Origin of the sequence: Corallococcus sp. AS-1-6 (assembly GCF_020037015.1) — a bacterium.
In the GTDB taxonomy this organism is placed as follows: domain Bacteria; phylum Myxococcota; class Myxococcia; order Myxococcales; family Myxococcaceae; genus Corallococcus.
Genome location: NZ_JAIQDE010000026.1, coordinates 24,178 through 46,463 on the forward strand (window position 1 = coordinate 24,178; position 22,286 = coordinate 46,463).

General features: G+C 71.5%; 19 protein-coding genes, 1 tRNA gene and 1 pseudogene. 12 read left to right on the forward strand and 9 right to left on the reverse strand.

Going from position 1 to position 22,286, the window contains the following annotated elements; genetic code table 11:
* Positions 1–92 precede the first annotated feature (92 nt).
* Entirely contained in the window at positions 93–2,903 is a 2,811-nt protein-coding gene (gene gyrA / locus K8612_RS29265) for a DNA gyrase subunit A (RefSeq protein ID WP_223764686.1), read from the forward strand.
* Between the two features lie 66 nt (positions 2,904–2,969).
* Here gyrA and K8612_RS29270 read toward each other — a convergent pair whose 3' ends face one another.
* Entirely contained in the window at positions 2,970–3,563 is a 594-nt protein-coding gene (locus tag K8612_RS29270; protein WP_223764687.1) for a nuclear transport factor 2 family protein, read from the reverse strand.
* A gap of 173 nt (positions 3,564–3,736) precedes the next feature.
* Here K8612_RS29270 and K8612_RS29275 point away from each other — a divergent pair, with 173 nt between their 5' ends.
* Together K8612_RS29275 and K8612_RS29280 are read left to right on the forward strand one after the other, a co-directional pair.
* The gene (locus K8612_RS29275; RefSeq protein WP_223764688.1) at positions 3,737–4,792 is read left to right on the forward strand and encodes an ABC transporter ATP-binding protein; all 1,056 of its coding nucleotides are present in this window, start codon (positions 3,737–3,739) and stop codon (positions 4,790–4,792) included.
* A 93-nt stretch (positions 4,793–4,885) separates the two neighbouring features.
* Entirely contained in the window at positions 4,886–5,179 is a 294-nt protein-coding gene (locus tag K8612_RS29280; protein ID WP_223739344.1) for a YkvA family protein, read from the forward strand.
* A 3-nt stretch (positions 5,180–5,182) separates the two neighbouring features.
* On the opposite strand, the gene K8612_RS29285 is transcribed toward K8612_RS29280, so the two are convergent.
* The 4 genes from K8612_RS29285 to K8612_RS29300 all read right to left on the reverse strand — a co-directional run bounded on the left by K8612_RS29285 (position 5,183) and on the right by K8612_RS29300 (position 10,301).
* Positions 5,183–5,821, reverse strand: coding sequence for a phospholipid scramblase-related protein (locus K8612_RS29285; RefSeq protein ID WP_223764689.1), 639 nt, complete (start codon positions 5,819–5,821; stop codon positions 5,183–5,185).
* Positions 5,822–5,862: 41 nt separating this feature from the next.
* Positions 5,863–7,011: a hypothetical protein gene (locus K8612_RS29290; protein ID WP_223739342.1), complete on the reverse strand. Its 1,149-nt coding sequence runs from the start codon at positions 7,009–7,011 to the stop codon at positions 5,863–5,865.
* Between the two features lie 102 nt (positions 7,012–7,113).
* Positions 7,114–9,816, reverse strand: coding sequence for a VIT domain-containing protein (locus K8612_RS39035; protein WP_255672361.1), 2,703 nt, complete (start codon positions 9,814–9,816; stop codon positions 7,114–7,116).
* Positions 9,813–10,301: a MerR family transcriptional regulator gene (locus K8612_RS29300; protein WP_223764690.1), complete on the reverse strand. Its 489-nt coding sequence runs from the start codon at positions 10,299–10,301 to the stop codon at positions 9,813–9,815. Before K8612_RS29300 ends, K8612_RS39035 begins: the two co-directional genes overlap by 4 nt.
* Before the next feature lie 115 nt (positions 10,302–10,416).
* Between K8612_RS29300 and K8612_RS29305 the strand changes: the two genes are divergently transcribed.
* Together K8612_RS29305 and K8612_RS29310 are read left to right on the forward strand one after the other, a co-directional pair.
* Positions 10,417–10,908 carry a DUF2721 domain-containing protein gene (locus K8612_RS29305; protein ID WP_223764691.1) on the forward strand — a complete coding sequence of 164 codons (492 nt, stop codon included), beginning with the start codon at positions 10,417–10,419 and terminating at the stop codon, positions 10,906–10,908.
* A gap of 96 nt (positions 10,909–11,004) precedes the next feature.
* Positions 11,005–11,520 (forward strand): peptidylprolyl isomerase, encoded by a 516-nt coding sequence (locus K8612_RS29310; protein WP_223739338.1) that lies wholly within the window; start codon positions 11,005–11,007, stop codon positions 11,518–11,520.
* 82 nt (positions 11,521–11,602) lie between these two features.
* Here K8612_RS29310 and K8612_RS29315 read toward each other — a convergent pair whose 3' ends face one another.
* Complete coding sequence (locus K8612_RS29315; protein ID WP_223764692.1) at positions 11,603–12,424, reverse strand: slipin family protein; 822 nt, start codon at positions 12,422–12,424, stop codon at positions 11,603–11,605.
* Positions 12,421–13,776: a nodulation protein NfeD gene (locus K8612_RS29320; protein ID WP_223764693.1), complete on the reverse strand. Its 1,356-nt coding sequence runs from the start codon at positions 13,774–13,776 to the stop codon at positions 12,421–12,423. The genes K8612_RS29315 and K8612_RS29320 overlap by 4 nt, the downstream gene beginning before the upstream one ends.
* Positions 13,777–14,003: 227 nt before the next feature.
* On the opposite strand from K8612_RS29320, the gene K8612_RS29325 reads away from it, so the two are divergent.
* Positions 14,004–14,225, forward strand: a complete 222-nt coding sequence (locus tag K8612_RS29325; RefSeq protein WP_223739335.1) for a hypothetical protein — start codon at positions 14,004–14,006, stop codon at positions 14,223–14,225.
* Positions 14,226–14,236: 11 nt separating this feature from the next.
* A pseudogene (locus tag K8612_RS29330) lies at positions 14,237–15,835 on the forward strand (amidohydrolase).
* Positions 15,836–15,841: 6 nt separating this feature from the next.
* Here K8612_RS29330 and nhaR read toward each other — a convergent pair.
* A complete protein-coding gene (gene nhaR / locus K8612_RS29335; RefSeq protein ID WP_014393518.1) occupies positions 15,842–16,741 on the reverse strand; it encodes a transcriptional activator NhaR in 900 nt (299 codons plus the stop codon).
* Positions 16,742–16,865: 124 nt separating this feature from the next.
* On the opposite strand from nhaR, the gene K8612_RS29340 reads away from it, so the two are divergent.
* Both K8612_RS29340 and K8612_RS29345 read left to right on the forward strand, forming a co-directional pair.
* Positions 16,866–17,666 carry a sigma-70 family RNA polymerase sigma factor gene (locus tag K8612_RS29340; RefSeq protein WP_223739333.1) on the forward strand — a complete coding sequence of 267 codons (801 nt, stop codon included), beginning with the start codon at positions 16,866–16,868 and terminating at the stop codon, positions 17,664–17,666.
* A gap of 90 nt (positions 17,667–17,756) precedes the next feature.
* A tRNA-Phe gene (locus K8612_RS29345) sits at positions 17,757–17,829 on the forward strand.
* A 79-nt stretch (positions 17,830–17,908) separates the two neighbouring features.
* On the opposite strand, the gene K8612_RS29350 is transcribed toward K8612_RS29345, so the two are convergent.
* Positions 17,909–18,331, reverse strand: coding sequence for a hypothetical protein (locus tag K8612_RS29350; RefSeq protein WP_223739332.1), 423 nt, complete (start codon positions 18,329–18,331; stop codon positions 17,909–17,911).
* 253 nt (positions 18,332–18,584) lie between these two features.
* Here K8612_RS29350 and K8612_RS29355 point away from each other — a divergent pair, with 253 nt between their 5' ends.
* The 3 genes from K8612_RS29355 (at position 18,585) to K8612_RS29365 (ending at position 22,155) form a co-directional block, all read left to right on the forward strand.
* Complete coding sequence (locus K8612_RS29355) at positions 18,585–19,127, forward strand: hypothetical protein (protein WP_120551272.1); 543 nt, start codon at positions 18,585–18,587, stop codon at positions 19,125–19,127.
* 92 nt (positions 19,128–19,219) lie between these two features.
* Positions 19,220–20,626, forward strand: a complete 1,407-nt coding sequence (locus K8612_RS29360) for a pitrilysin family protein (RefSeq protein ID WP_223764694.1) — start codon at positions 19,220–19,222, stop codon at positions 20,624–20,626.
* Positions 20,623–22,155 (forward strand): pitrilysin family protein, encoded by a 1,533-nt coding sequence (locus tag K8612_RS29365; protein WP_223764695.1) that lies wholly within the window; start codon positions 20,623–20,625, stop codon positions 22,153–22,155. Before K8612_RS29360 ends, K8612_RS29365 begins: the two co-directional genes overlap by 4 nt.
* The last annotated feature ends 131 nt before the right edge of the window (positions 22,156–22,286 follow it).

A 22,286-nucleotide genomic window follows, 5' to 3' on the forward strand; every position in this document is an offset into this window, starting at 1 on the left:
CTTATTGACTGAGGGAAATCCGGGGGTTACGAACACTCTCCCATCGGGCGGAGCCCCCCACGCGCGGGGCCCGTCCGCACCTTCCAGAGCCCATGGCTGACGACACCACCGACACGCCGGCAACGCCCCCCGCGCCCCCTCCGTCGAGCGGCGCCGGAGAGCTCATCCCCATCAACATCGAAGACGAGATGCGCCGCTCGTATCTCGACTACTCGATGTCCGTCATCATCGGCCGCGCGCTGCCAGACGTGCGCGACGGCCTGAAGCCCGTCCACCGTCGCGTCCTCTTCGCGATGAACGACCTGGGCAACCTCCACAACCGCGCCTACAAGAAGAGCGCGCGCGTGGTGGGTGACGTCATCGGTAAGTACCACCCGCACGGCGACTCCTCCGTCTACGACGCCATGGTGCGCCTGGCCCAGGAGTGGAGCCTGCGCTACCTGCTGGTGGACGGGCAGGGCAACTTCGGCTCCGTGGACGGCGACTCGCCGGCGGCCATGCGTTACACGGAAGTGCGCATGGAGCGGCTGGCGGAGGACCTGCTCGCGGACATCGACAAGGAGACCGTCGACTTCGGTCCCAACTACGACGACTCGCTGGAAGAGCCGCTCGTCCTGCCGTCCAAGTTCCCCAACCTCCTCGTCAACGGCAGCAGCGGCATCGCGGTGGGCATGACCACCAACATCCCGCCGCACAACATGACGGAGGTCATCAGCGGCACGCTGCACCTCATCGACAATCCGGGCTGCACCGTCCTGGACCTGATGGAGTTCATCGAGGGGCCGGACTTCCCCACCGCCGCCATCATCACCGGCCGCGAGGGCATCCGCCGCGCCTACGAGACGGGCCGCGGGTCCATGACCATCCGCGCGCGCACGGAGATCGAAACGTCCAAGAAGGGCGACCGTGAGGCCATCATCGTCACGGAGATCCCCTACCAGGTGAACAAGGCCCGGCTCATCGAGAAGATCGCCGAGCTGGTGCGTGAGAAGAAGCTGGAGGGCATCAGCGACATCCGCGACGAGAGCGACCGGCAGGGCATGCGCATCGTCATCGAGCTCAAGCGCGATGCCATGTCCCAGGTGGTGCTCAACAACCTCTTCTCCATGACGCAGATGGAGACGACGTTCGGCGCGGTGATGCTCGCCATCGACGGCGGGCAGCCGCGCACGCTCAACCTGAAGGAGCTGCTGGACCGCTTCATCGCGCACCGCCGCGACGTGGTGACGCGCCGCACGCGCTACGAGCTGCGCAAGGCGCTCTCGCGCATGCACATCGTGGAAGGCCTGCTCGTCGCGCAGGACCTCATCGACCTGGTGGTCAGCCTCATCCGCGCGTCGCGTGACCCGGATGAAGCGCGCTGGGGCCTGATGCACATCCTGTCGCCGGAGCTGTACACGCGCGAGCGCTTCCAGAACCTGGAGCGCATCGACTACGCGAAGGCCAAGGCGCAGATGGAGCTGTTGGTCAGCCGCGCTCGCAACGAGGAGCCGGCCTACGGCGGCCTGGAGCACAAGTACGAGGGCGCGGGCTTCAGCGAGGACCAGGCGCAGAACATCCTGGAGATGCGCCTGCAGCGCCTCACCGGCCTGCAGCGCGAGGAGCTCTTCAAGGAGCTGATCGGCCTGGTGCGGGACATCGCGCGCCTGCGCGACATCCTCGCCAACGAGCAGAGCCTGCTCTCCGTCATCAAGGCGGAGCTGATGGAGATCCGCGAGCGCTACGGCGACAAGCGCCGCACGGAGATCACCGGCGCGGTGGATGACTTCACCAGCGAGGACCTCATCGCGGAAGAGACGATGGTGGTCACGCTGTCGCACACGGGCTACGTGAAGCGCTCGCCCCTGTCGGAGTACCGCGCGCAGAAGCGCGGCGGGCGCGGCAAGACGGGCGCGGGGACGAAGGAGGACGACTTCGTCACCAAGGTGTTCGTGGCCAGCACGCACGCGTACCTCATGCCCATCACCACCAAGGGCAAGCTGTACTCGCTGAAGGTGCACCAGATTCCGCAGGGCAGCCGCACCTCGCGCGGCAAGGCCATCGTGAACCTGGTGCAGTTCGGGGAAGGGGAGCGGCTGGCGCAGGTGCTGGTGACGCGCGACTTCCCGGAGAACCGCTACGTCTTCTTCGTCACGAAGAAGGGCGTGGTGAAGCGCACGGACCTGAGCGCGTTCGAGAGCGTCCGCGCCAGCGGCATCATCGCGCTGGGCATCGACGAGGGCGACGAGCTGGTGGGCGTGATGATCACCGACGGCACCAAGGACATCCTCCTGTCCACGGCCACGGGCATGAGCATCCGCTTCAAGGAAGAGGATGTCCGCTCCATGGGCCGTCAGGCCTACGGCGTGAAGGGCATCACGCTGGAGGACGGCGACGAGGTGGTGGGCGCGGACCTCCTGGACAAGGAGCCGGAGGAGGGCCAGGCGCCCGCGGAGCAGAGCAGCGCCATCCTCACGGTGACGGAGAACGGCTACGGCAAGCGCACCGAGGGCGCCGAGTACCGGCAGCAGGGCCGCGGCGGCAAGGGCATCATCGACATCAAGACCACCGAGCGGAACGGCCGCGTGGTGGGCGTGGTGCAGGTGAAGGACAGCGACGAGGTGATGCTCGTCACCAACGGCGGCATGCTCATCCGCATGAAGGTGAAGGAGATCTCCGTCATCGGCCGCAACACGCAGGGCGTGCGCCTCATCGCGCTGGAGAACGGCGAGGAGAAGGTGATGGCCATCTCCAAGCTGCCGGAAGGCGAGGAGTCCGAGGAGGAGACGGAGGCCACCTCGCCGGTGGAGTCGTCCAGCGCCGAGGCTTCCTCGGAGGCCGCGCCGGCGGAGGCCGCTGCGCCGGAGGCTCCGGCGGATGACGCGGGCGCTGCCCCGGAAGGTGAGCCCGGCTCGGAAGGCTGAGCCCAGGCGGTAGGCATCACGGGAGGGCCGGGCATGTGACCCGGCCCTCTTCGTTTTCGCGGGGGACTACTTCTGGGTGACGTCCTTGGGCACGGCGAGGCCGGCGGTCTTCTCGTCGATCCAGAAGATGTTCATCACCCACCAGCGCTGGCCGTCGTTGAAGAGCTGGATGCTGTTGACGCCCTTGGCGATGAGCGGCCCGTCCTGCGTGCCGCGCGCCTCATAGGTGCTCATGACCTGCACCAGCGCGCCGAAGGCGTGGGTCTGGCGAGCAATCTCCTTCTCGAAGAAGCCGTGCGTCGCGGTGCTCTCCTGGCCCCACGCCACGTAGTCCTCCGGGGTGATGGGGCGGGCCGCCAGCGTGGTCGCGCCCGGCGGCTTCGCCAGCGGGATGAGCTGGGCGCCCGGATAGAAGAGGGAGCGGAAGCGCTGCCAGTCGCGAGGCGCGCCCGCCGGTCCGCTGATGACGTCGTAGAGGGCCTTGAGGATGGCGTCCTGGGACTTCACGTCCTCGGGCTTCGCCTTGGGCAGCCGGGCGAGCGCGGCCTGGGTGCGCTCCGCGGAGGACTTGAGGGGGTTGGGCTTCTCCGGAACAGCGGTGGCCTGGGCGAAGGACGTGGCTCCCAGCAGGACGGCACAAGCGACGAGCAGGCGCGACATGGGGACTCCCGGAAGAGGGATGGAGCGGCGAGGAGCCTAATCCCACGGCGCGGAGGTGCTCGTGGCGGACCGCACGAACCTGTCCGACAGTCGGACAGGTTGGGACCGGGCCGGGCGGCGGCGGGACCCGGTGCTTGGCCCGGCCGGTGCCGCACCGTAGTGTGCCCGCCGTCATGGCCTTCCTCTCGCTCGATGCCCTCAGCCTGAAGTTCCTCGGTGCCGCCGCCCCGGTGGTGCGGGACGTGTCGCTGGCGCTGGAGCCGGGCGAGGTGGTGGCGCTGATGGGCACCTCCGGCTCGGGGAAGACGGCGCTGCTGCGGCTGGTGGCGGGCCTGGAGCAGCCGACGTCCGGCACCCTCACGCTCGCGGGCCGCGTGGTCGCCGGGCCGGACGTGTTCGTGCCCCCGGAGCAGCGCCCGCTGCGCCGCGTCCTCCACGACGCGGAGCTCGAAGCCGGCCTCACCGTGCGCGACGTGGTGATGAGCGTGCAGCCGAAGGGCGAAGGCCTGGCGCACGCGCGCGGCATGCTGGCGCTGTTCCAGGTGGAAGACCTGGAGGCGCGCGCCTGCGGAACGCTGTCACGGGGACAGCGGCAGCGCGTCATGCTGGCGCGCGCGCTGGCCTCCGGCACGAAGCTGCTGGTGCTGGATGAGCCCTTCGCCGGCATGGACGCCGGCCTGCGCGCCACCGTCCTCGGGGAGCTGCGCCGCGTGCTCAAGGCCCGAGGCACCGCCGTCCTCTTCGCCACGCACGACGTCGGGGACGCGCTGGCCTTCGCGGACCGGCTGGTGCTGCTGCGCGCGGGCACGGTGGAGCAGCAGGGCACGCCCGAGTCCGTCTACGCGGCGCCGCGCAGCGCCTTCGCCGCGTACTTCCTGGGCGGCACCAACCTGCTGCCCGGCTCGGCCTTCGGCCGCGTCGCGCGCACGGCCCTGGGCAACCTGCCGCTGAGCACGGACGCGCGCGGCGAGGTGATGCTCTCCCTGCGCCCGGAGACGCTGCGGCTCGTCCCCGACACGGACGGCGTCGCGGTGGGCGGCGCCCTGCGCGCGGAGGTGCTGGAGCGCGCCTTCCGGGGCTCGCACGTGGACCTCACCGTGTCCTGCGCGGGCATGGCGCTGGTGGTGCGCGCCGCCGCCTCCGCCCCCTTTCGCGAGGGCAGCCGCGCCCGCCTGGAGGTCGCGGGCCGCGCGGACGTGCTGGAGGAGACATCCGGGGCCGCCCGCTAGCACCCCGGGCGTGCAAGCTCCCGGCACGAATGGTGCAATCACTCGCGTCCCCCATGCGTAGGGAGGGGTATGAACATCGCAGGCCTTCGAGGAATGGGAACCCGCTTCTTCCACTACGTGCGCGACCCTCGGGTGGCGACGTGGCGCAAGCTGGCCGGGCTGCTGGCCGTCCTGTACTTCGTGTCGCCCGTGGACGTGATTCCGGACTTCATCCCCGTGTTCGGCTGGCTGGACGACCTGGGCGTGCTGTCCGCCGCCGCGTTCTTCATGGTGCGCGAGGTCCAGCGCTGGAGCCCCGCCACGCCCGCCGGTGCGCCGTCGTTCGACGGGCTCCCGCGTGACGAGGAGGGCCGCGCGCGCGTGCCCTCGCTGCGCCGGCACTCCTAGCCGTCAGTCGTTGCCGCCGCGGCGGTCCTCGAAGTGCACGAAGTCGATGAGGAACGTCGCGGCCAGCACCAGCGTCCGCACGCGCGGGTCGTGCAGGCCGTCGAACCGGACGCCGAAGTTGTCGGCGTCCGTGAACAGCTCCTTGCCGAACCCGCTCCACTTCTTCGCGATGGTCCCCACCTCGCGGCCCTGCTGCTCCACGTTGAACGTCCACGGCCTGAAGAACGGCCCGCTCAGGTGGGCCAGCGCCTCGTCGTCGGGCCCGAGCACGTCGTAGGCGCGGGTGAAGAAGCGGAAGCGCTGCTGGATGGCGCCCAGGTGCCGCCCCGCGCCGTCCTCCACCTCCAGCCGGGACAGCCAGAAGCGCCACGGGCGGCGCAGCCGCAGGAGCGTCTCCCCGCGCTCGGACTTGAGCTCCATCGTGAAGGGCCGCTTCGCCTTGAGGAAGCCGCGCAGGAGGAACAGGCCCAGCCCGCTGCCCACCTCGCCCGCGAAGAAGAGCGGGCGGCCGTCGTCGCCCACCACCTCGTAGCGGTTGCGGCCCTCGAAGCCGGTGAGGATTTCGCCCCACTCCTTCACCTGCCGCACGCGCAGCGCGCGCTCATCACGCAAGAGGGTCAGCGCCTGGGACTCGACGGGCATGGGCGGCTCCGGGACGGCCGGGGAAAGACAGCCGCCGCAGTCTAGAACTGTCCGAGCACCGCGAGCCCCATCCCCCCGTGCCGCCCCATGGCCGCCGGGACGACGGAGACGGCCGGAGTGTTGTCTGGTGCATCGAAGTCACGCGTGAGGAACGTCGCGGTCCCCAGGCCGGCCAGCACGCCCACGGCGGTCCCCACCAGCAGGGCGTCCCCGTGGTCGTCGTCCAGCGCGAGGAACAGCGCGCTCAAGCCCAGCAGGCCGCCCAGGATGCCGCCCGCGTCGATGAGCAGCACCCGGCCCCGGGAGATGTCCAGGTGGCGCGACACCAGCGCGAAGGTGAGCAGGCCCGCGCCCACCACGCCCTGCTCGATGCCGATGAAGTCTCGCGTCTCTCCGCTCTGGGTGGCCATCAGCAGCCCCGCCACCACGCCCGCCCACAGGCCGCCGGAGTTCGTCAGCGACACCTGCCCGGCGGTGGGCCGCGCGAACTCCGCCACCAGGAGGCCCAGGCCCGTGAAGCCCAGCGCCCCCACCATCACCGCCCCCGTGGCGTTGTCCCCGTCCAGGTCGAACGAGCTCATGGACGCCAGGCCATAGCCGAAGCCCCACACCGTGCCGGAGTTGATGGCCGCCGCCTGGCCCTGCGTCAGCCCGCTCCGGGTGGCGAGCAGCGAAATCGCCGCCCCCGCGCCGCCGCCCAGCAGCGACACCGCCACGTACGCGCGCCCGTCCTCGCAGTGGGAGATGGCGCACAGCAGGATGCCCTGGGTGATGCCGTGCAGCGTCTGCACGACGGTCAGCGACGCCCGGGCGCTCTTGGACGGTCCCTCCTTCGCGCCCACCTCCGGCTCCGCCACCACCGGCCGCGCCAGCGTGTCCTGCGCCAGCCGCGCGGCCGGGTCCAGCCGCGTCCGCGCCAGCCGCGCCAGCTCCGGCGCGTACGGATGCCCGGGGCACACCAGCATCACGCGCTCCAGCAGCTCCAGCGCCTGCGCATCCTGTCCGCGCACCAGCGCGTCGAAGCCCGCCGCGTAGTCGGACTCGGCGGCGCAGGCCTCCTCGCTCGCCACGAGCGGCGGCGCGGAGACGGCGCCGGGAGCCGTGACGGCGGGAGGCGCCGCGGCTTCGCGGGGCGGAGGGCCGGGCTGCGCTGCGACGAGGACGGCCAGGACGAAGGGCGCGAGGACCATGCGGACGCCCACCCTAGTCGACCCCCGCGAAAAGACGGGAGGCCCGGGACCCCGGTCCTCCTGGAAGGGAGGCACGGGGCCCGGGTGACGCCACGCGGCGGTCTACCGCGTCGCCAGCGTCTCCAGGTGCTGGCGGAGCGCGGCCGTGTCCCCCAGCCGTCCGTCCAGGCCCGGAAGGGGCTTCGCGGCCTGCTCGATGCGGCCCCGCGTGCGCGGCCCCGCGGCCACCAGCCACGCCACCCCCAGCGCCAGCTCCGCCACGTCCGGCGCCTGGCCCAACTGCGAGGCCAGCGCGAGCAGCGCGTCCACGGCCTTCTTCACCTGCGCGCCGTGCAGCGGGTGGCTGCTGGTGATGCCCTCGCGCAGGAGCACCAGCAGCACCCGCGCGGTGGCGCGGGCCTGGCGCACCGGCTCCGGCCCTTCACCCGCGCCGGCCCACAGCCCGTTCGCCAACTGCCGTCCCAGCAGGCCGCCCACGTCCTCGGTGGGGATGGACCCCTCCGCCACGGACAGCGGCTGGGACTCCTCCTGCTCGTAGAACACCTCCGCCTTCCCCTGGGCGCGCTCCAGCTCCGGGGCGGAGTCCGGGCCGCGAGCGACGGCCTTGGACGGCATCGCCGCGGACAGCAGCCGGTCGAAGAGGCCGCCCTTCTCCTTCTTCACGGACTCCTGCTCCCTGCGCGCCGTGGGCGCGGCCCGGCCTCCCACGGCCCCGGCGCCATCCGCGGACTCCGCCTGGAAGGAGGCGCCGGTGGTGGGCTCCGGCCCCAGGTCGCGCGCCGGTGCGGGTGCGGGGGCGGCGGCGGGGGCGGACATGCCTGGCGGCGGCGGGGGCACCGCGCCGCCCCGGGAGCGGCTCGGCGCCGCCCCGGGCGCGGGCATCGGCTTCGACACCCTCCGCTTCAGCACGCGCGCCTGCTCCTGCGCGAGCCCGCCCTCCGGCACCTCGTCATCCACGTCCCGCGCGGTCTGGTTGAACATGCTCCAGCCCGCGGGCGCGTTCACCGGCACCACGCGCGTCTCCGGCGTGCCGGACGCGCGGCGGTCGCCCTGGCGCTCCTCCACCACCACGAACGACGTGTAGGGCGTGGCCAACTGGTGCTCGATGGCGAGCCGCACGATGCGCTCCTTCATCGCCTCCGCGCGCCGGCCCACCAGCCCCGCGTCCATCCAGCCCCGGATGCGCTCGGCGGCCCACAGCTTCTCCACCACCGGCCGGTCCGACTGCGCGGGCAGCTCCAACCGCACCGTGAGGGAGAAGGGCTCCCGGCCCGACTTCCCCTTCAGCGTCACGCTGCCCGTGCCCGCCTGCGCATAGCGCCCGAAGAGCGTCCACGGCGTGCCGTCCACCAGCGGCGGCAGCGTGGACGGCGCCAGCTCGCTGGCCTCCACGCCGTCGAAGCGCACCTCCAGGTCGGTGACGCGCGGCGCGAGCGCCCGCGAGAACTGCGCCACCACCTTCTCGTCGATGCGCTCCCCGGGGTGGATGAACTCCACCGCGCCGTCCGTGCGCCGCGCCAGGTCGCGCAGGAGCGCGTCGCTCACGTTGGTGCCGATGCCGAACGAGAACACCCGCCCCGCCCCGCGCGCCGCGAGCACCGCGTTGAGGATCTCCTCCTCGTTGCCCACCTGGCCGTCCGTCAGCAGCACCACCACGCCGTCCGGCGCGGCCTTCATCGCGGTGACCATCGGCTCCAGCAGCTCCGTGCCGCCATAGGCCTTCAGCCCCGCGACCCACGCGTCCGCCTGCTCCAGCGTGCGCTGGGTGAACGGCACCGTCTGCGCGGAGAAGGAGCGGAAGGAGTTCTCGAACGCGATGACGTTGAAGCGGTCGCCTTCACGCAGGTGGCGCAGGCACAGCCGGAGCGCGGCCTGGGCCTGGGGCAGGCTGTCGCCGTCCATGGAGCCGGACGTGTCCACCACGAACACCACCTCCTGCCGGGGCGGCGTCGTCGCCAGGTTCAAGAGGTCCGGCACCACCGTGAGCGCGAACGTGCCCGGGCCTTCCGCCTTCCGGTGCGTGACGACGGGCGTGAGCATCACGTCCGGGTTGGCGTTGCGCATCGTGAGCACCACGTCGCGGTCCAGCGCCACCTCGTCGCCCGCGAAGTCCTTGAGGAGCGAGTCGCGCCGCAGGTTCACCCGCGTGCGCGTGCCGTCCTTCGCGACGGTGATGCGGTGGGACGGGCTCTCCACCACCACGTCACGGCCCACGTCGATGAGCAGGTCCATGCGCAGCCCGTAGTCCACCGCGCCCGTGGGCGGGGTGATGCGGTCCGCGTCCGGCACCCGCGTCGTCGGGGCCGCGCTGCCGTGGCCGGTGCGGTCGCCGTGCACCGCGCCGGGGATGTACCGGGGCGCCACCAGCGTGGGCAGCATCCAGCGCACGCTGCCCTCCTCCGCGGTGAGCGTCTGGAGGAACTCCACCTCCACCCGCGTCTCCTCGCCCGGCAGCAGGTTGCCCACCTGCGCGGTGAAGACGTTGGCGCGCTCCTGGTCCAGCAGCGCCGCGCCGTGGCCTTCGGTGATGGCGTCGTCGTAGGCGCGGAAGGCGGCCTCGCGCTCCTTCACCACGCCGGCCACGCGGCGGCCCGCGCACGTCATGGAGAAGGCGCTGAGCGTCGCGTCGGAGGGCAGGGGGAAGGTGTAGAGGGCCTCCACCGGCCTCTTCTCGTCGTTGCGGTAGCGCTGCGTCACGCGCACCCGCGCGTGCCCCCCGAGCAGCTCACCGGTGACCTCCACTCCCTGCAGGGGCACCTGGGCGCCCTCACGCGTGAACAGCCCACACTTCGCCTGCTCGTTCATGACTGCGTTCCTTCCTGGGACTCCTCGATGAGGGCGCGCACCCGCTCCGCCAGCGCCCGGACCTTCGCTTCCGCCTGCTCCGACACGTGCAATTCCAACCCCGGCGCCAGGAGCCAGCGCTGGTAACGCGCCACCTCCACCGTCGGGTCTTTTCCCGGCCGCTTCAGCGGCATCCGGGGGGGCTCCTCCGGCACCGGCGACGTCCCCGGGCCCACCGGCGTCTCCGCCAGCCGGCGCAGCTCCTCCGGCGACAGCCGCAAGAGCTCCGCCTGGATGGCGTCCAGCGGCAGGAACCGGGCCTGGAGCACCCGGATGGCCTTGAGCCGCACCCGGTGCTCCTCTCCGTAGACCGTGTCCGGCCCCTTGAAGGGCGGCGCGGGCAACAGGCCCCGCTGGACGTAATAGCGGACCGTGCGAGGCGAGACGCCCACCTCCTCCGCCAGCGCGGTCAGCTTCCACTCCGTCTGTGTCTTGGGCGTGCTCACGAACCTGACAGTATGTTGTGACAGCTCGACTGTCAAGACGTCGGTGGCGATTCGTCAGTGGAAGTGTCGGGATGCGGGAGGTGGCGGCCGGGCGGGCGGTGGGCCAGAAGGGGGCATGAACGTCGGCGTGGAAGGCCTGGACCCCTCCTCCATCCAGCTCATCGGTACGGCGGTGACGCCCGCGGTGATGGTGTCCGGGTGCGGCATCCTGGCCACCGGCCTGGACAATCAGATTTCGCGCATCACCGCGCGCATGCGGGACATGGTCCGGGAGTGGCGCACGCTGCCGGAGGGCCACGCGCGCCGGTCGCTCCTGCGCGAGGAGGTGGCCATCCTGGACCGCCGCCACGCCATCCTCGCCCGGGCCATCGGCCTTACCTACGCGGCGCTCCTGTCCTTCGTGGTGACGTCGCTCTTGTACCTGCTGCGCCGCAGCGTCGCGGTGCCGGAGGGGCTGCCGGTGATGTCCTTCTCCCTGGGCGTGGGGCTGTTGGGCTCCACGGCGGTGCTGGCCCTGGCGTCGCTGCGCTTGAGCCGCCGCGCCATCACGCTGGAGGGCGCCGAGCTGTTTCGCGACGAGCGGCCGGACGGGCCTCCCGCGCCCTGAATTTGTTCCGCAGCGCACGCGAAGGTGCTAGCGGGTGCCTCCGAGACGCGCGGGTCTGGTACGTCCCGCCCAACCCTCACCGTGGAGCACGTGAACATGGCAAACGCCAAGGTCTTCTTCGACATGTCGATTGGTGGCCAGCCCGCCGGCCGCATCGTGATGGAGCTGTTCTCCGACGACGTTCCCAAGACCGCCGAGAACTTCCGCGCCCTGTGCACGGGCGAGAAGGGCGTCGGCAAGAGCGGCAAGGCGCTGCACTTCAAGGGCACGCCCTTCCACCGCGTCATCCCGAACTTCATGTGCCAGGGCGGCGACATCACGCGCGGCGACGGCTACGGCGGCGAGTCCATCTACGGTGAGAAGTTCGCGGACGAGAACTTCAAGCACAAGCACACGGGCCCGGGCATCCTCTCCATGGCCAACGCGGGCCCCAACAGCAACGGCTCGCAGTTCTTCCTCACCACCGCCACCACCTCGTGGCTCGACGGCAAGCACGTCGTCTTCGGCAAGGTCGTCGAGGGCATGGACGTGGTGAAGAAGATTGAAGCCGTGGGCAGCCAGTCCGGCGCCACGCGCCAGCCCGTGAAGATTGAAGACAGCGGCCAGCTCTAATCCGTCCCGCCGCTCCGTCTCACCCCGAGGGCCCATCCGTGCGACGCGCGGGTGGGCCTTCGCCGTTTCCTCCGGAGGCGCTTCAGGACGGACCGTGGGACGCGTCCTCGTCCTCCTCCTCGCGGGGCTCCTCCGGGCGGAAGGGCTGGGCGGGCACCGCGCCGAACGCGCGCAGCAGCTCCAGGGGGATGGGCAGGATGGTGTGGTTGCCGCCGCTGGTGATCTCCACCAGCGTCTGCAGGTAGCGCAACTGGAGCGTGGCGGGGTTGCGGCTGAGCACGTCCGCGGCCTGGGCGAGCTTCTCCGCGGCCTGGTGCTCGCCCTCCGCGGCGATGATCTTCGCGCGGCGCTCGCGCTCGGCCTCGGCCTGCCGCGCGATGGCCCGCTGCATCTCGATGGGCAGGTCGATGTGCTTCACCTCCACGTTGGAGACCTTCACGCCCCACGGGCCGGTGCGCGCGTCCAGCACCTGCTGCAGCTCGTGGTTGATGCGCTCGCGCTGGGACAGCAGGTCATCCAGCTCCACCTGTCCCAGGATGGCGCGCAGGGTCGTCTGGGCAATCTGACTGGTGGCGTAGAGGTAGTCCTCCACCTGGAGCACGGACTTGTCCGCCTGGATGACGCGGAAGTAGACGACGGCGCTGACCTTCACGCTGACGTTGTCCTTGGTGATGACGTCCTGCGGGGGCACGTCGCGCGCCACGGTGCGCAGGTCGATGATGACCATCCGCTCGATGAAGGGGATGAGCCAGCGGAAGCCCGCGCGCTTGAGGCCCACGTAGCGGCCCAGCCGGAACACGACGCCGTTCTGGTACTCCGCGACGATGCGCACGCCGGCGAGGAAGAGGAGGAACAGCAGGGCCACGGGGAGAAGCCACCCCAGCGCTCCGACCAGCTCGTTCATGGCATTGGCTCCGCGACGGTGAGGGTGAGCCCTTCCACGGCGCGCACCACGACGCGGGCGCCCTCGCGGATGGGGGTGAAGGAGACGGCGCGCCAGCGCTCGCCGTGGACGAACACCTCGCCGCCCGAGGGCGTGACGGGACCCAGCGCCGTGCCGGCCTCGCCGACGAGCCCCGCGTCGCCGCCCCGCTGGGGCAGCCTGCGCGTCTGGGCGCTGCGGTACGCGACGAAGACCGCGGTCCCCGCGAACACGAGCGCCGTGGGCAGCATCACGCCCCACGACATGCGGAAGGACGGGTCCACGAACCAGCCCGGTTCGAAGCGGTCCACCAGGAACACGCCACCCAATATCAGCAGCCCTACGCCCGCCGTGCCCAGCAGGCCGCTGGTGACGAACAGCTCCGCGAGGATGAGCCCCACGCCCATCAACATCAGCACCAGCGCGCCCGAGCGCACCGGCAGCGTCGCGGACGCCATCAACGCCAGCACCAGCGCCACGCCGCCGATGACCCCCGGCGCCACCCCGCCCGGATGGGACAACTCCACCACCAGGCCCAGCGCCGCGACGAGGAACAGCAGGTAGATGAGGGACGGCTGCGCGAGCGCGTGCACCACCCGCTGGGACAGCCCCGGCTCCAGCGACACCACGTGGGCCTCGCGGGTGGCGAGCGTCACGGTGTCACCGCCCGCCACCTCCACGCGGCGGCCATCGACGGCGGAGAGGAACGCGGCCTCGGTGGGAGCGACGAGCTCCACCACGCGAAGCTCCACGGCGCGGTCCGCGGGGACGCTGGCGCTGTCGCGCACGGCGGCGGCGGCCCACTCCGGGTTGCGGCCCCGCTGCCGGGCGATGCCCTCCGCGAAGGCGACGGTGTCGTTCTCCACCTTGCGGGCGAGCTCCTCGCCCCCCTCCTGCTCCACGTCCTCGCCCCCGGCGCCCACCGGGTGCGCCGCGCCGATGTTCGTCCCCGGCGCCATGGCGCTCACGTTCGACGCGAGCGCGATGAACACCCCCGCGCTGCCGGCACGCGAGCCGGAGGGCCCCACCCACACGAGCACGGGGACATGCGAGCCCAGGAACGCGCGCACCACGGCGCGGGTGGCCTCCAGCGAACCGCCTGGCGTGTCCAGCCGCACGAGCAGCGCCGAGGCTCCCCCGTCCTCCGCGCGCTTCACGCAGTCCGAGAGGTACGCGCCCGAGCCGGCGTCCACCACGCCCTCCAGCTCGCACCGCGCGACGAAGGACGATGCATCGGGGGCCGCCGGAGCGGCGAGGCCCACGAAGAGCAGGGCCAGGAGCCAGCCCCGGAGGGCGTGACGGCGCCAGCGCATCCTGTCGACGTGGTCCCGCATGTCCGCCCCCGCGTGCGCGCCCCTCCGCGCGCACGCACTCGGACAACGGTGCGCATCGGACCTTCGGATGACCGGGCCATGAAGCCGGGGGCCTGGAGGGCAGGCGGGCGGGAGGGCCCCGGTGCCCCGCTCGTGCATCCAATGTTGGACGTTGCAGGGGATGCGCGTTGCTGGAGGAGGACGCACCTCCCTAGGGTCGGCCTCTCGATCTTCTCCCAGGAGGTTTCATGCGCCGTGCCGTGCTGCTCATCGCTGCTCTGGGCCTGTCCGTTGCTGGAGCGGTGGCCTGCAAGACCACCCAGCCTCCGGGGACGGAGGACCAGATGCCCATCCAGGGCCCGGACACGGCCCGCGAGACCATCCAGAACGTGCCCAATGAACAGGGCGGCCCCGCGGGCCCCATCCAGGCGCCGGACGTGGACGGTGGCTTCCCCCAGGGCGGCGGGTAGTCTTCCGCGCCATGTCGGCGGAGACCACGGTCTACAGGGCGGAGCGCGTGTGGACGCTCGATGCGGAGCGTCCGCGCGCGGAAGCATTGGCGGTGCGCGACGGAAGGTTGCTCGCGGTGGGGACGCTCGCGGAGGCGCGCGCCGCCGCGGGGCCCGGGGCGCGCGAGGTGGACCTGGGCCGCGCCACGGTGGTGCCGGGCCTGGTGGACGCGCACGCGCACCTGCACGGCCTGGGCAGGAGCCTGACCACGGTGCGTTTGGAGAAGGCGCCCTCGGTGGAGGACGTCGTCCAGCGGCTGTCGAAGGCGCCCGCGTCGAGCTTCCAGGGGGACTGGTTGCTCGGCAAGGGGTGGGACCAGAACGAGTGGCCCGGCGCCGCGTTCCCCGGCCGTGAGGAACTGGATGCGCGCTTCCCCACCACGCCGGTGTTCCTCACGCGGGTGGATCATCACGCGGCCTGGGTGAACGGCGAGGCGCTGCGCCGCGCGGGCATCACGCGCGACACGCCGGATCCTCCAGGAGGCCGCATCCTCAAGGACGCGCGCGGCGAGCCCACCGGCGTCCTCGTGGACAACGCGATGGACGGGGTGGAGGCCGCCATCCCCGCGCCCACGCGCGAGCAACTGGAGACCCGCTTGCGAGCCGCCCTGGAGCGGTGCGCGCAAGTCGGGCTCACGGGCGTGCACGACGCGGGCATGGACCTGCAGGCCTTCCGCACGTTGCAGGCCTGGGACGCCGCGGGGACCCTGCCCCTGCGCGTGTACGCGATGGCGGCGGGGTAGGGCGAGCAGCGCCACGCCTATCTGGAGCAGGGGCCGTGGCAGGGGCGCCACCTGTCCATGCGCTCGGTGAAGTTCCTGGCGGACGGAGCGCTGGGGAGCCGGGGCGCGGCGCTGCACGAGGACTACAGCGACGAGCCCGGCCAGCGCGGCCTGTTGCTCCTCTCACCCGAGGAACTCGAAGTGCGGGCTCGGGCCTTCATGGCCCGGGGCTTCCAGGTGTGCATCCACGCCATTGGAGACCGTGCCAATACATTGGTCGTGGACGTCCTGCTCCAGGGCGCGGAGCGGACGGGCACGCAGGCCCTGCGCCACCGGGTGGAGCACGCACAGATTCTACGGCTGGAGGACATCCGGAGGTTGGGCGCGGCGGGCCTGGTGGCCAGCGTGCAGCCCACGCACGCCACCAGCGACATGCCCTGGGCCCAGACGCGGCTGGGGCGCGAGCGGCTGAAGGGCGCCTACGCCTGGCGCACGTTGAAGGACGCGGGCGCGCACCTGGCGCTGGGCAGCGACTTCCCCATCGAGAACCCGGACGTGCTCGCGGGGCTCTACGCGGCGCGCACGCGGCAGGACGCGAAGGGCTGGCCGGAGGGCGGCTGGTATCCGGAGGAGCGCCTGAGCGCGGCGGAGGCGCTGGAGGGCTTCACGGTGGGGCCCGCGTGGGCGTCCTTCGAGGAGGCGCGGCGCGGGAGGCTGAAGCCCGGCCTGGACGCGGACTTCGTCGCGCTGTCGGAGGACCCGCTGGAGGGGCCCGCGTCAGCGCTGGTGGACGCGCGCGTGCTGGCCACCGTGGTGGCGGGCGCGGAGGTGTTCCGCGCGGACGGGTGACGGGCTTCAGCCGCCGAAGATGTGCGAGCGCGCGGCCTCGGCGATGGCGACGACGGCGGGGTGGCGCAGGCGGCGCTCCACGGTGATGGCGTAGAAGCACTGCTCGATTTCGTCGGTGTGCCCGATGGCGGTGACGTTGAACTGCCTTTGCACCTCGGCGTCGATGATGGAGGGCATGGCGAAGATGCCGTGCCCCTTCTGACCGAAGGCCTGGAGCAGCGCGCTGTCGTCGAAGTCACCGGCGATGAGCGGCCGGATGCCGAGCCGCTCGAACCACAGGTCCAGCGAGCGGCGCACCGACGACTCCTCCGACGGCAGCAGCATGGGCGCGCCGTCGAGCGAGCGCGGGAAGTCCTTGCGCAGGTGCGCGAGCGGCTGGGCGGCGAAGAACGTCACGCCGCACTTGCCCAGCAGGTGGTTGAAGGACCGGACGCTGACGGGCTCGGAGCCGGGCGCGTCCGCGAGCACCACGTCCAGCTCATGCAGCGCCAACTGTGCGAGCAATTGGGGCAGGGGGCTCTCACGGCAGATGATGCGCAGCGAGGGCCCGGCGTCCAGCGCGGGCTTGAGCAACTGCTCGGCCACGAGCTTGGGGATGACGTCCAGCACGCCCACGTTGAGGCGCAACTGCTGGCCGGTGGGCAGGCCGGAGACGACGTTCTTCAGCTCGTTGCCCAGGCGGAAGATCTCATCCGCGTAGCGCATGACGGTGCGGCCCACGTCGGACAGCACCAGCTTGCGGCCCTTGCGCTCGAAGAGCTGGTGGCCCAGGGACTCCTCGAGAAGCTTGATTTGAGCGCTGATGGTCGGCTGGGCGAGGTGCAGCTCTTCACTTGCCTTGGCGATGCTGCCCGCCCGCGCAACCGTCCAGAAATACAGGAGATGGTGGTAGTTGAGCCACGCCATGAATTAGGAATAACCGAAGGTTTTCATCCAAACTAGCTTATTTTTTAAAGTGTCGCCCCCGCTTATCTCTACGTCCGTCACCGCGCGATGGGAGCGCGGGGGACTGATTGGGGAGGTACGCGTCATGGATGCCATCTGCGAGGAGTTCGAGTCCACGGTGGGGGCGGTGGAGGCCGAGGTGGACTCGGCGGAAGTGGAGATGCGGGTGCGGGGGCACCTGGAGCTGGTCCGCCGGCTGGCCTGGAAGTACCGCTGGACGGGCCTGTCGCTGGAGGAGCTGATGTCGGAGGGCAACGTCGGCCTGGTGGAGGCGGCGCGCCGGTTCGAGGAGCGGGGCGTGCCGTTCGGCGCCTACGCGCAGCAGTGGATCCGCGCGCGCATCCGGGCGTACGTGTCCCGCACGTGGAGTGTGGCGGGGGGCCGCGCGCCGTGGATCGTCTTCCAGCTCCGCCGCGAGCGCGCGCGGCTGGAGGCCCGCTGGGGCGAGGGTCACCCGGAGGTGACGAAGCGGCTGGCCGAGGCGCTGGGCAAGAAGGAGGAGGACGTGGTGCGGGGGACGGACGCGCTGGCGAAGGACGTGTCGTTGAACGCGCCGCTGGGCTGGGAGGGGGACGTGACGCGGCTGGACATGCTGGAGTCGGACGAGGACTCGGCGGAGGAGCAGGCGGACCGGGAGGCCTGGGCGGAGAAGCTGCGCCAGAGCGTGGCGGCGGCCTGGCCGGAGCTGGACGCGCGCGAGCGGGCGCTGGTGAAGGAGCGGATGCTGGTGGAGGACGGGGTGAGCGCGGAGTTCCTGGCGAAGCGCTTCGGGGTGACGGCGGTGCGCATCCGGCAGATCGAGCAGGGGCTGCGCCAGAAGCTGCGCCAGCGACTGACGGCGGGGTGCACGGCCTGGGACAGCGAATCCCCCCGGCTGGCGGCCTGAGTGTCGGGCGAGGAGGAGCGATGGTGGAAAGAGGTTGACGTCGCGGGCCAGTAACCGTAAATCGGCGCTGCCGCTCGCGGTGCGCGGTACGCCCAAGTAGCTCAGTCGGTAGAGCAGGGGACTGAAAATCCCCGTGTCGGTGGTTCGATTCCGCCCTTGGGCACACCAGTACGAAGAATCTGAAGGGCGTCGGACTCCGGTCCGGCGCCCTTTTCTTTTGCCCGCGCTGGCGGGCTGCGCCGTTACGGAGGGCTGATGCGTCCGGGGGCGCCATTGGCGCCGGCCACGGTGTGGCAGGAGCCGCAGGCCCCGGTGCCCTGCGGGCTGTTCATGGCCCACTGGGTGCCGCCGTGGGTGACGCGGGCGGTGTAGGGGAGCGCGAAGCCCTTCGCGTCGTCGGCCTTGAGGAAGAAGTTGCCGGAGGCGTTGGCCGTCAGGGTGTAGGCCTTCTGATTGGCGTCGGTGATGACGACCTGGGCGCCCTCCAGGCCCGCGCAGTCATCCGCCTCGTGCGCGGTGGCCTGGACGGTCCCCGCCACCACGAACTTGGGCCCCTCGCCCCGCTCTGTATGACATTGGATGCAGTTGCCACCGGGATGCATGAGGGCGTTGCCGCTGTCGCCGCCCGTCCACTTCATGCCCGTGGAGCACTCGGAGGTGCTCACCGCCTCCAGGCTGCCTCCGCCGCATCCAGTGAAAAGACTACCCGCCGACAGACACAGCATGAGTACCGGGGAGATGCGTTGTGACACGTGTCACCTCTGGGAAGACTGTGTTTCATTCGAGGCCTTCGCCGCCCCGCTGTCAACGGCACTCCTGGTACGTGGCCCCGCGGGGTGGGTTGGGATGACGAGAGGGTCCGGGGTGCACATCCGGGCGCGACGCGGTAGATGGGAGTTCCGGAGGTTCATCAACGCAATGGACGCGAACGTGGTGGCGGAGCTGGAGAAGGCGGGCGTGAAGGTGGAGGACCCCATGCGCCTGTTCATCCCCGTGGAACGGGACGAGCAGGGCCAGGTGAAGCCCGTGGGCGACGAGGTGCCCGTGCGCTTCGGTGACGTCACCGCCCACGTGCGCCTGCAGCCCATCTCCGCGCTGTGGACCGGCAACAAGCAGCCCCCCGACTTCACCCGGCCTCCCTTCCCCGAGTACGAGCCGTTCTTCTTCCTCATCGAGGCCACCGCCGCAGGCTTCTGCCGCGACACCCGCCACGCGGAGGTCGATCAGGAGTTCTCCCAGCTCTACCGGCACCTCGCGCGCCGGCCGGACGGCCACCACAAGAACCCGCTCTTCTCCTACCTGCGCGCCGCCGCCCGCCTGTACCTGTCCCTGCGCGACGTCAGCCAGGCGGAGTTCGAGGCCGTGGCCCAGCGCCTCCACCAGTCCGCCAAGCTGCACGCGGGCCACATCGGCAGCACGAACTACTTCCAGGCCGTGCTGCGGCAGGTGCTGGGCGCCTGACGCTCCTCGGGGACTCCCGCGCGGCGTTTCTGGAATAGGGTGCGCTTTCGCCCGTTCCCGGGCGCCGCCGTGGTCCCTCCCCAGGAGCAAGGATGTTCCGTCCGCCGTTGTCGTGGTTCGCCTGTCTGGCCCTCCTGGGTGCGCCCCAGGCCGGGGCCCAGGCCGTCTCCGAGTCCTCCGCGAGGCCCGCCGCCGCCTCCACCCCCGCCGCGAAGCCAGGCTCGGACATCCAGGCCCGCACGCTGAAGAACGGGCTCACCGTCATCGTCTGGCCGGACCACGACATCCCCAACGTGGCGCTCGCCAACTGGTTCCGCGTGGGCAGCCGCAACGAGCGCCCCGGCATCACCGGCCTGTCCCACTTCTTCGAGCACATGATGTTCAACGGCGCGAAGAAGTACGGCCCCGGCGAGTTCGACCGCGTCATGGAGGCCAACGGCGGCGCCAACAACGCCTTCACCTCCGAGGACGTCACCGTCTACCTGGACTGGTTCCCGGCCTCCGCGCTGCCCCTCATCCTGGACCTGGAGCAGGACCGGCTCCAGTCGCTCGCCTTCGACCCCAAGGTCATCGAGTCCGAGCGCGGTGTCGTCTACTCCGAGCGCCGCTCGGGCGTGGACAATGACAACAACGGCGCGCTCCAGGAGCAGCTCCAGGCCACCGCCTTCGTCGCGCACCCGTACCAGATCCCCGTCATCGGCTGGCCGTCCGACATCGAGTCCTGGCGCATGGAGGACCTCCAGCGCTACTTCAAGACGTACTACGCCCCCAACAACGCCACGCTCGTCCTCGCGGGAGACCTGGACCCGGACCGCGTCTTCGAGCAGGTGGAGGCCACGCTGGGCACCATCCCCTCGCAGCCCGCGCCGGAGCCCGTGCGCACCAAGGAGCCCGAGCAGCAGGGCGAGCGGCGCATCGTCGTGAAGAAGCTGGCGCAGTCCCCGCTGCTCCAGGTCGCCTACCACGGCCTCGCCGCCAACGACCCGGACATGGAGACGCTGGAGCTGCTGGGCCTCATCCTCACGTACGGGGACTCGTCGCGCCTGCACCGCAAGCTGGTGGACGAGACGCGCATGGCCATCCGCGTCCGCGGCTCCACCGCCGGGGGCTTCGACCCGTCGCTCGTCTGGCTCGCCGTGGACCTGCCGCCGGGCGGTGACCTGGCCAAAACGGAGGCGCTGCTCACCGCGGAGCTGGCCCGCGTGGTGAAGGACGGCGTCACCGACGCGGAGCTGCGCAAGGCGCGCAACGTGGCCCTGGCCACCTTCTGGCGCAAGCTGGAGACCAACAGCGGCCGCGCCCGCGAGCTGGGCAACGCCGCCACCTTCCGGGGAGACTGGAAGGCCCTGTTCGACGCGCCCTCGCGCTACGAGCAGGTCACCCGCGACGGCGTGAAGGCGCTGGCCGCCCGCATCTTCAACCCCGACCACCGCACCGTGGGCTGGCTCGTCCCCACCCCGGCCCCCGCCGCTCCCGCCAACAAGGAGGCCGCGCGATGAGTGCTCCCTTCCGCCTGCGTTCCGCCGGTCCCCTGATGATGCGCTCCACGCTCGCCGCGCTGCTGTTCACCTCCGCGTGCGCGACCACGCCGGCGCCCGCTCCCACGCCTCCGCCCACGCCGCCCGCCGCGGCGCCGGAGGCCCCGGCCACGCCCGCGCCCACCCCTCCGCTGTCCACGAAGGGCGTGACGCTGCCGGAGACGACCTCCGTCACGCTGAAGAACGGCGTGCGGCTGCTGCTCGTGGAGAAGCACGAACTGCCCCTGGTGTCCTTCAGCGCGTGGCTCAAGGGCGGCGCCGTCACCGACCCCGCCGGCAAGGAGGGCCTGGCCGCGCTCACCGCCGAGCTGCTCCAGAAGGGCGCGGGCTCCCGCAACGCCCAGCAGTTCGCCGACGCCGTGGACGGCGTGGGCGGCGAGCTGGAGGTCGTGCCCGCCCGCGAGGCGCTCGTCCTCAACGGCAGCTTCCAGTCCCGCGACACCGCGCTGATGGTGGAGCTGCTGTCGGACATGCTCGTGCGCCCGCGCTTCGACGCGCAGGAGCTGGAGAAGGCCCGCGCGCTGCGCGTGTCCGAAATCGCCTCCGCCAAGGACGGCGACCCGCGCGCGCTCATCGGCGTGTACTTCAACGCCTTCCACTTCCCGGCTCACCCGTACGGCGGCTCCGCGGTGGGCAGCGAGGCGTCGCTGCCGGGCATCAGCCGGGCCGACGTGCTCGGCTGGGCGAAGGCGAACCTGGGCGGGGACCGGCTCATCCTCTCCGTCGTGGGCGACTTCGACGCGAAGCAGCTCGCCGCGAAGCTGGAGGCCGCGCTGGGCGGATGGGCCCCGGCGGCGCAGCCGCTCGCGGCCGTACCCCCCACCGCGCCCACGAAGGGCCGCCACGTGCTGCTGGTGGACAAGCCCGACGCCACCCAGACCTACTTCGCCATCGGCAACACCGGCATCCGCCGCACCGACCCGGACCGCGTCGTGGCGGAGCTGGGCAACACCGTGCTGGGCGGCCGCTTCACCTCGCTGCTCAACACCGAGCTGCGCGTGAAGACCGGCCTCACCTACGGCGCGCGCTCCTCGCTGGCCCCGGCCCTCCAGCCCGGCACCGTCGTCCTCACGTCCTATACCCAGACAGACTCCACGGGCCGTGCCATAGACCTGGCACTGGACGTGCTGGCGCGCTACCGCCAGGACGGCATGGACGACGCCACGCTCGCCTCCGCCAAGGCCTACGTGCTGGGGCAGTTCCCCCCGACGCTGGAGACGGGCGAACAGCTCGCCATGAAGCTGTCGGAGCTGGCCTTCTACGGCCTGGACGCACAGGACGTGAACGGGTTCGCGGACGCCGTGTCCGCGGCCACCCGCGGCAGCGTGCACACCGTGCTCCAGCGCGTCCTGCCCGCCCGGGAGGACCTGACGTTCGTCCTCATTGGCAAGGCGGAGGCCCTGCGCGACGTGGCCCGGAAGTACGGCCCCGTCACGGAGATGAAGATCTCCGACAAGCGCTTCGCCCCGCCGGCCGCGCCGGGCCGCTAAAGGCAGAGGCAGGTGGGCGCAAGCCTGGAATTGCGCCCACCGGAATTATCCTCCAAAAAGTAAATAATCAGGAAGTCAGACGCTTCGCGTATAGAAGGCAGCGTCTGGTTTGGGCCGGGACCGGACAATCA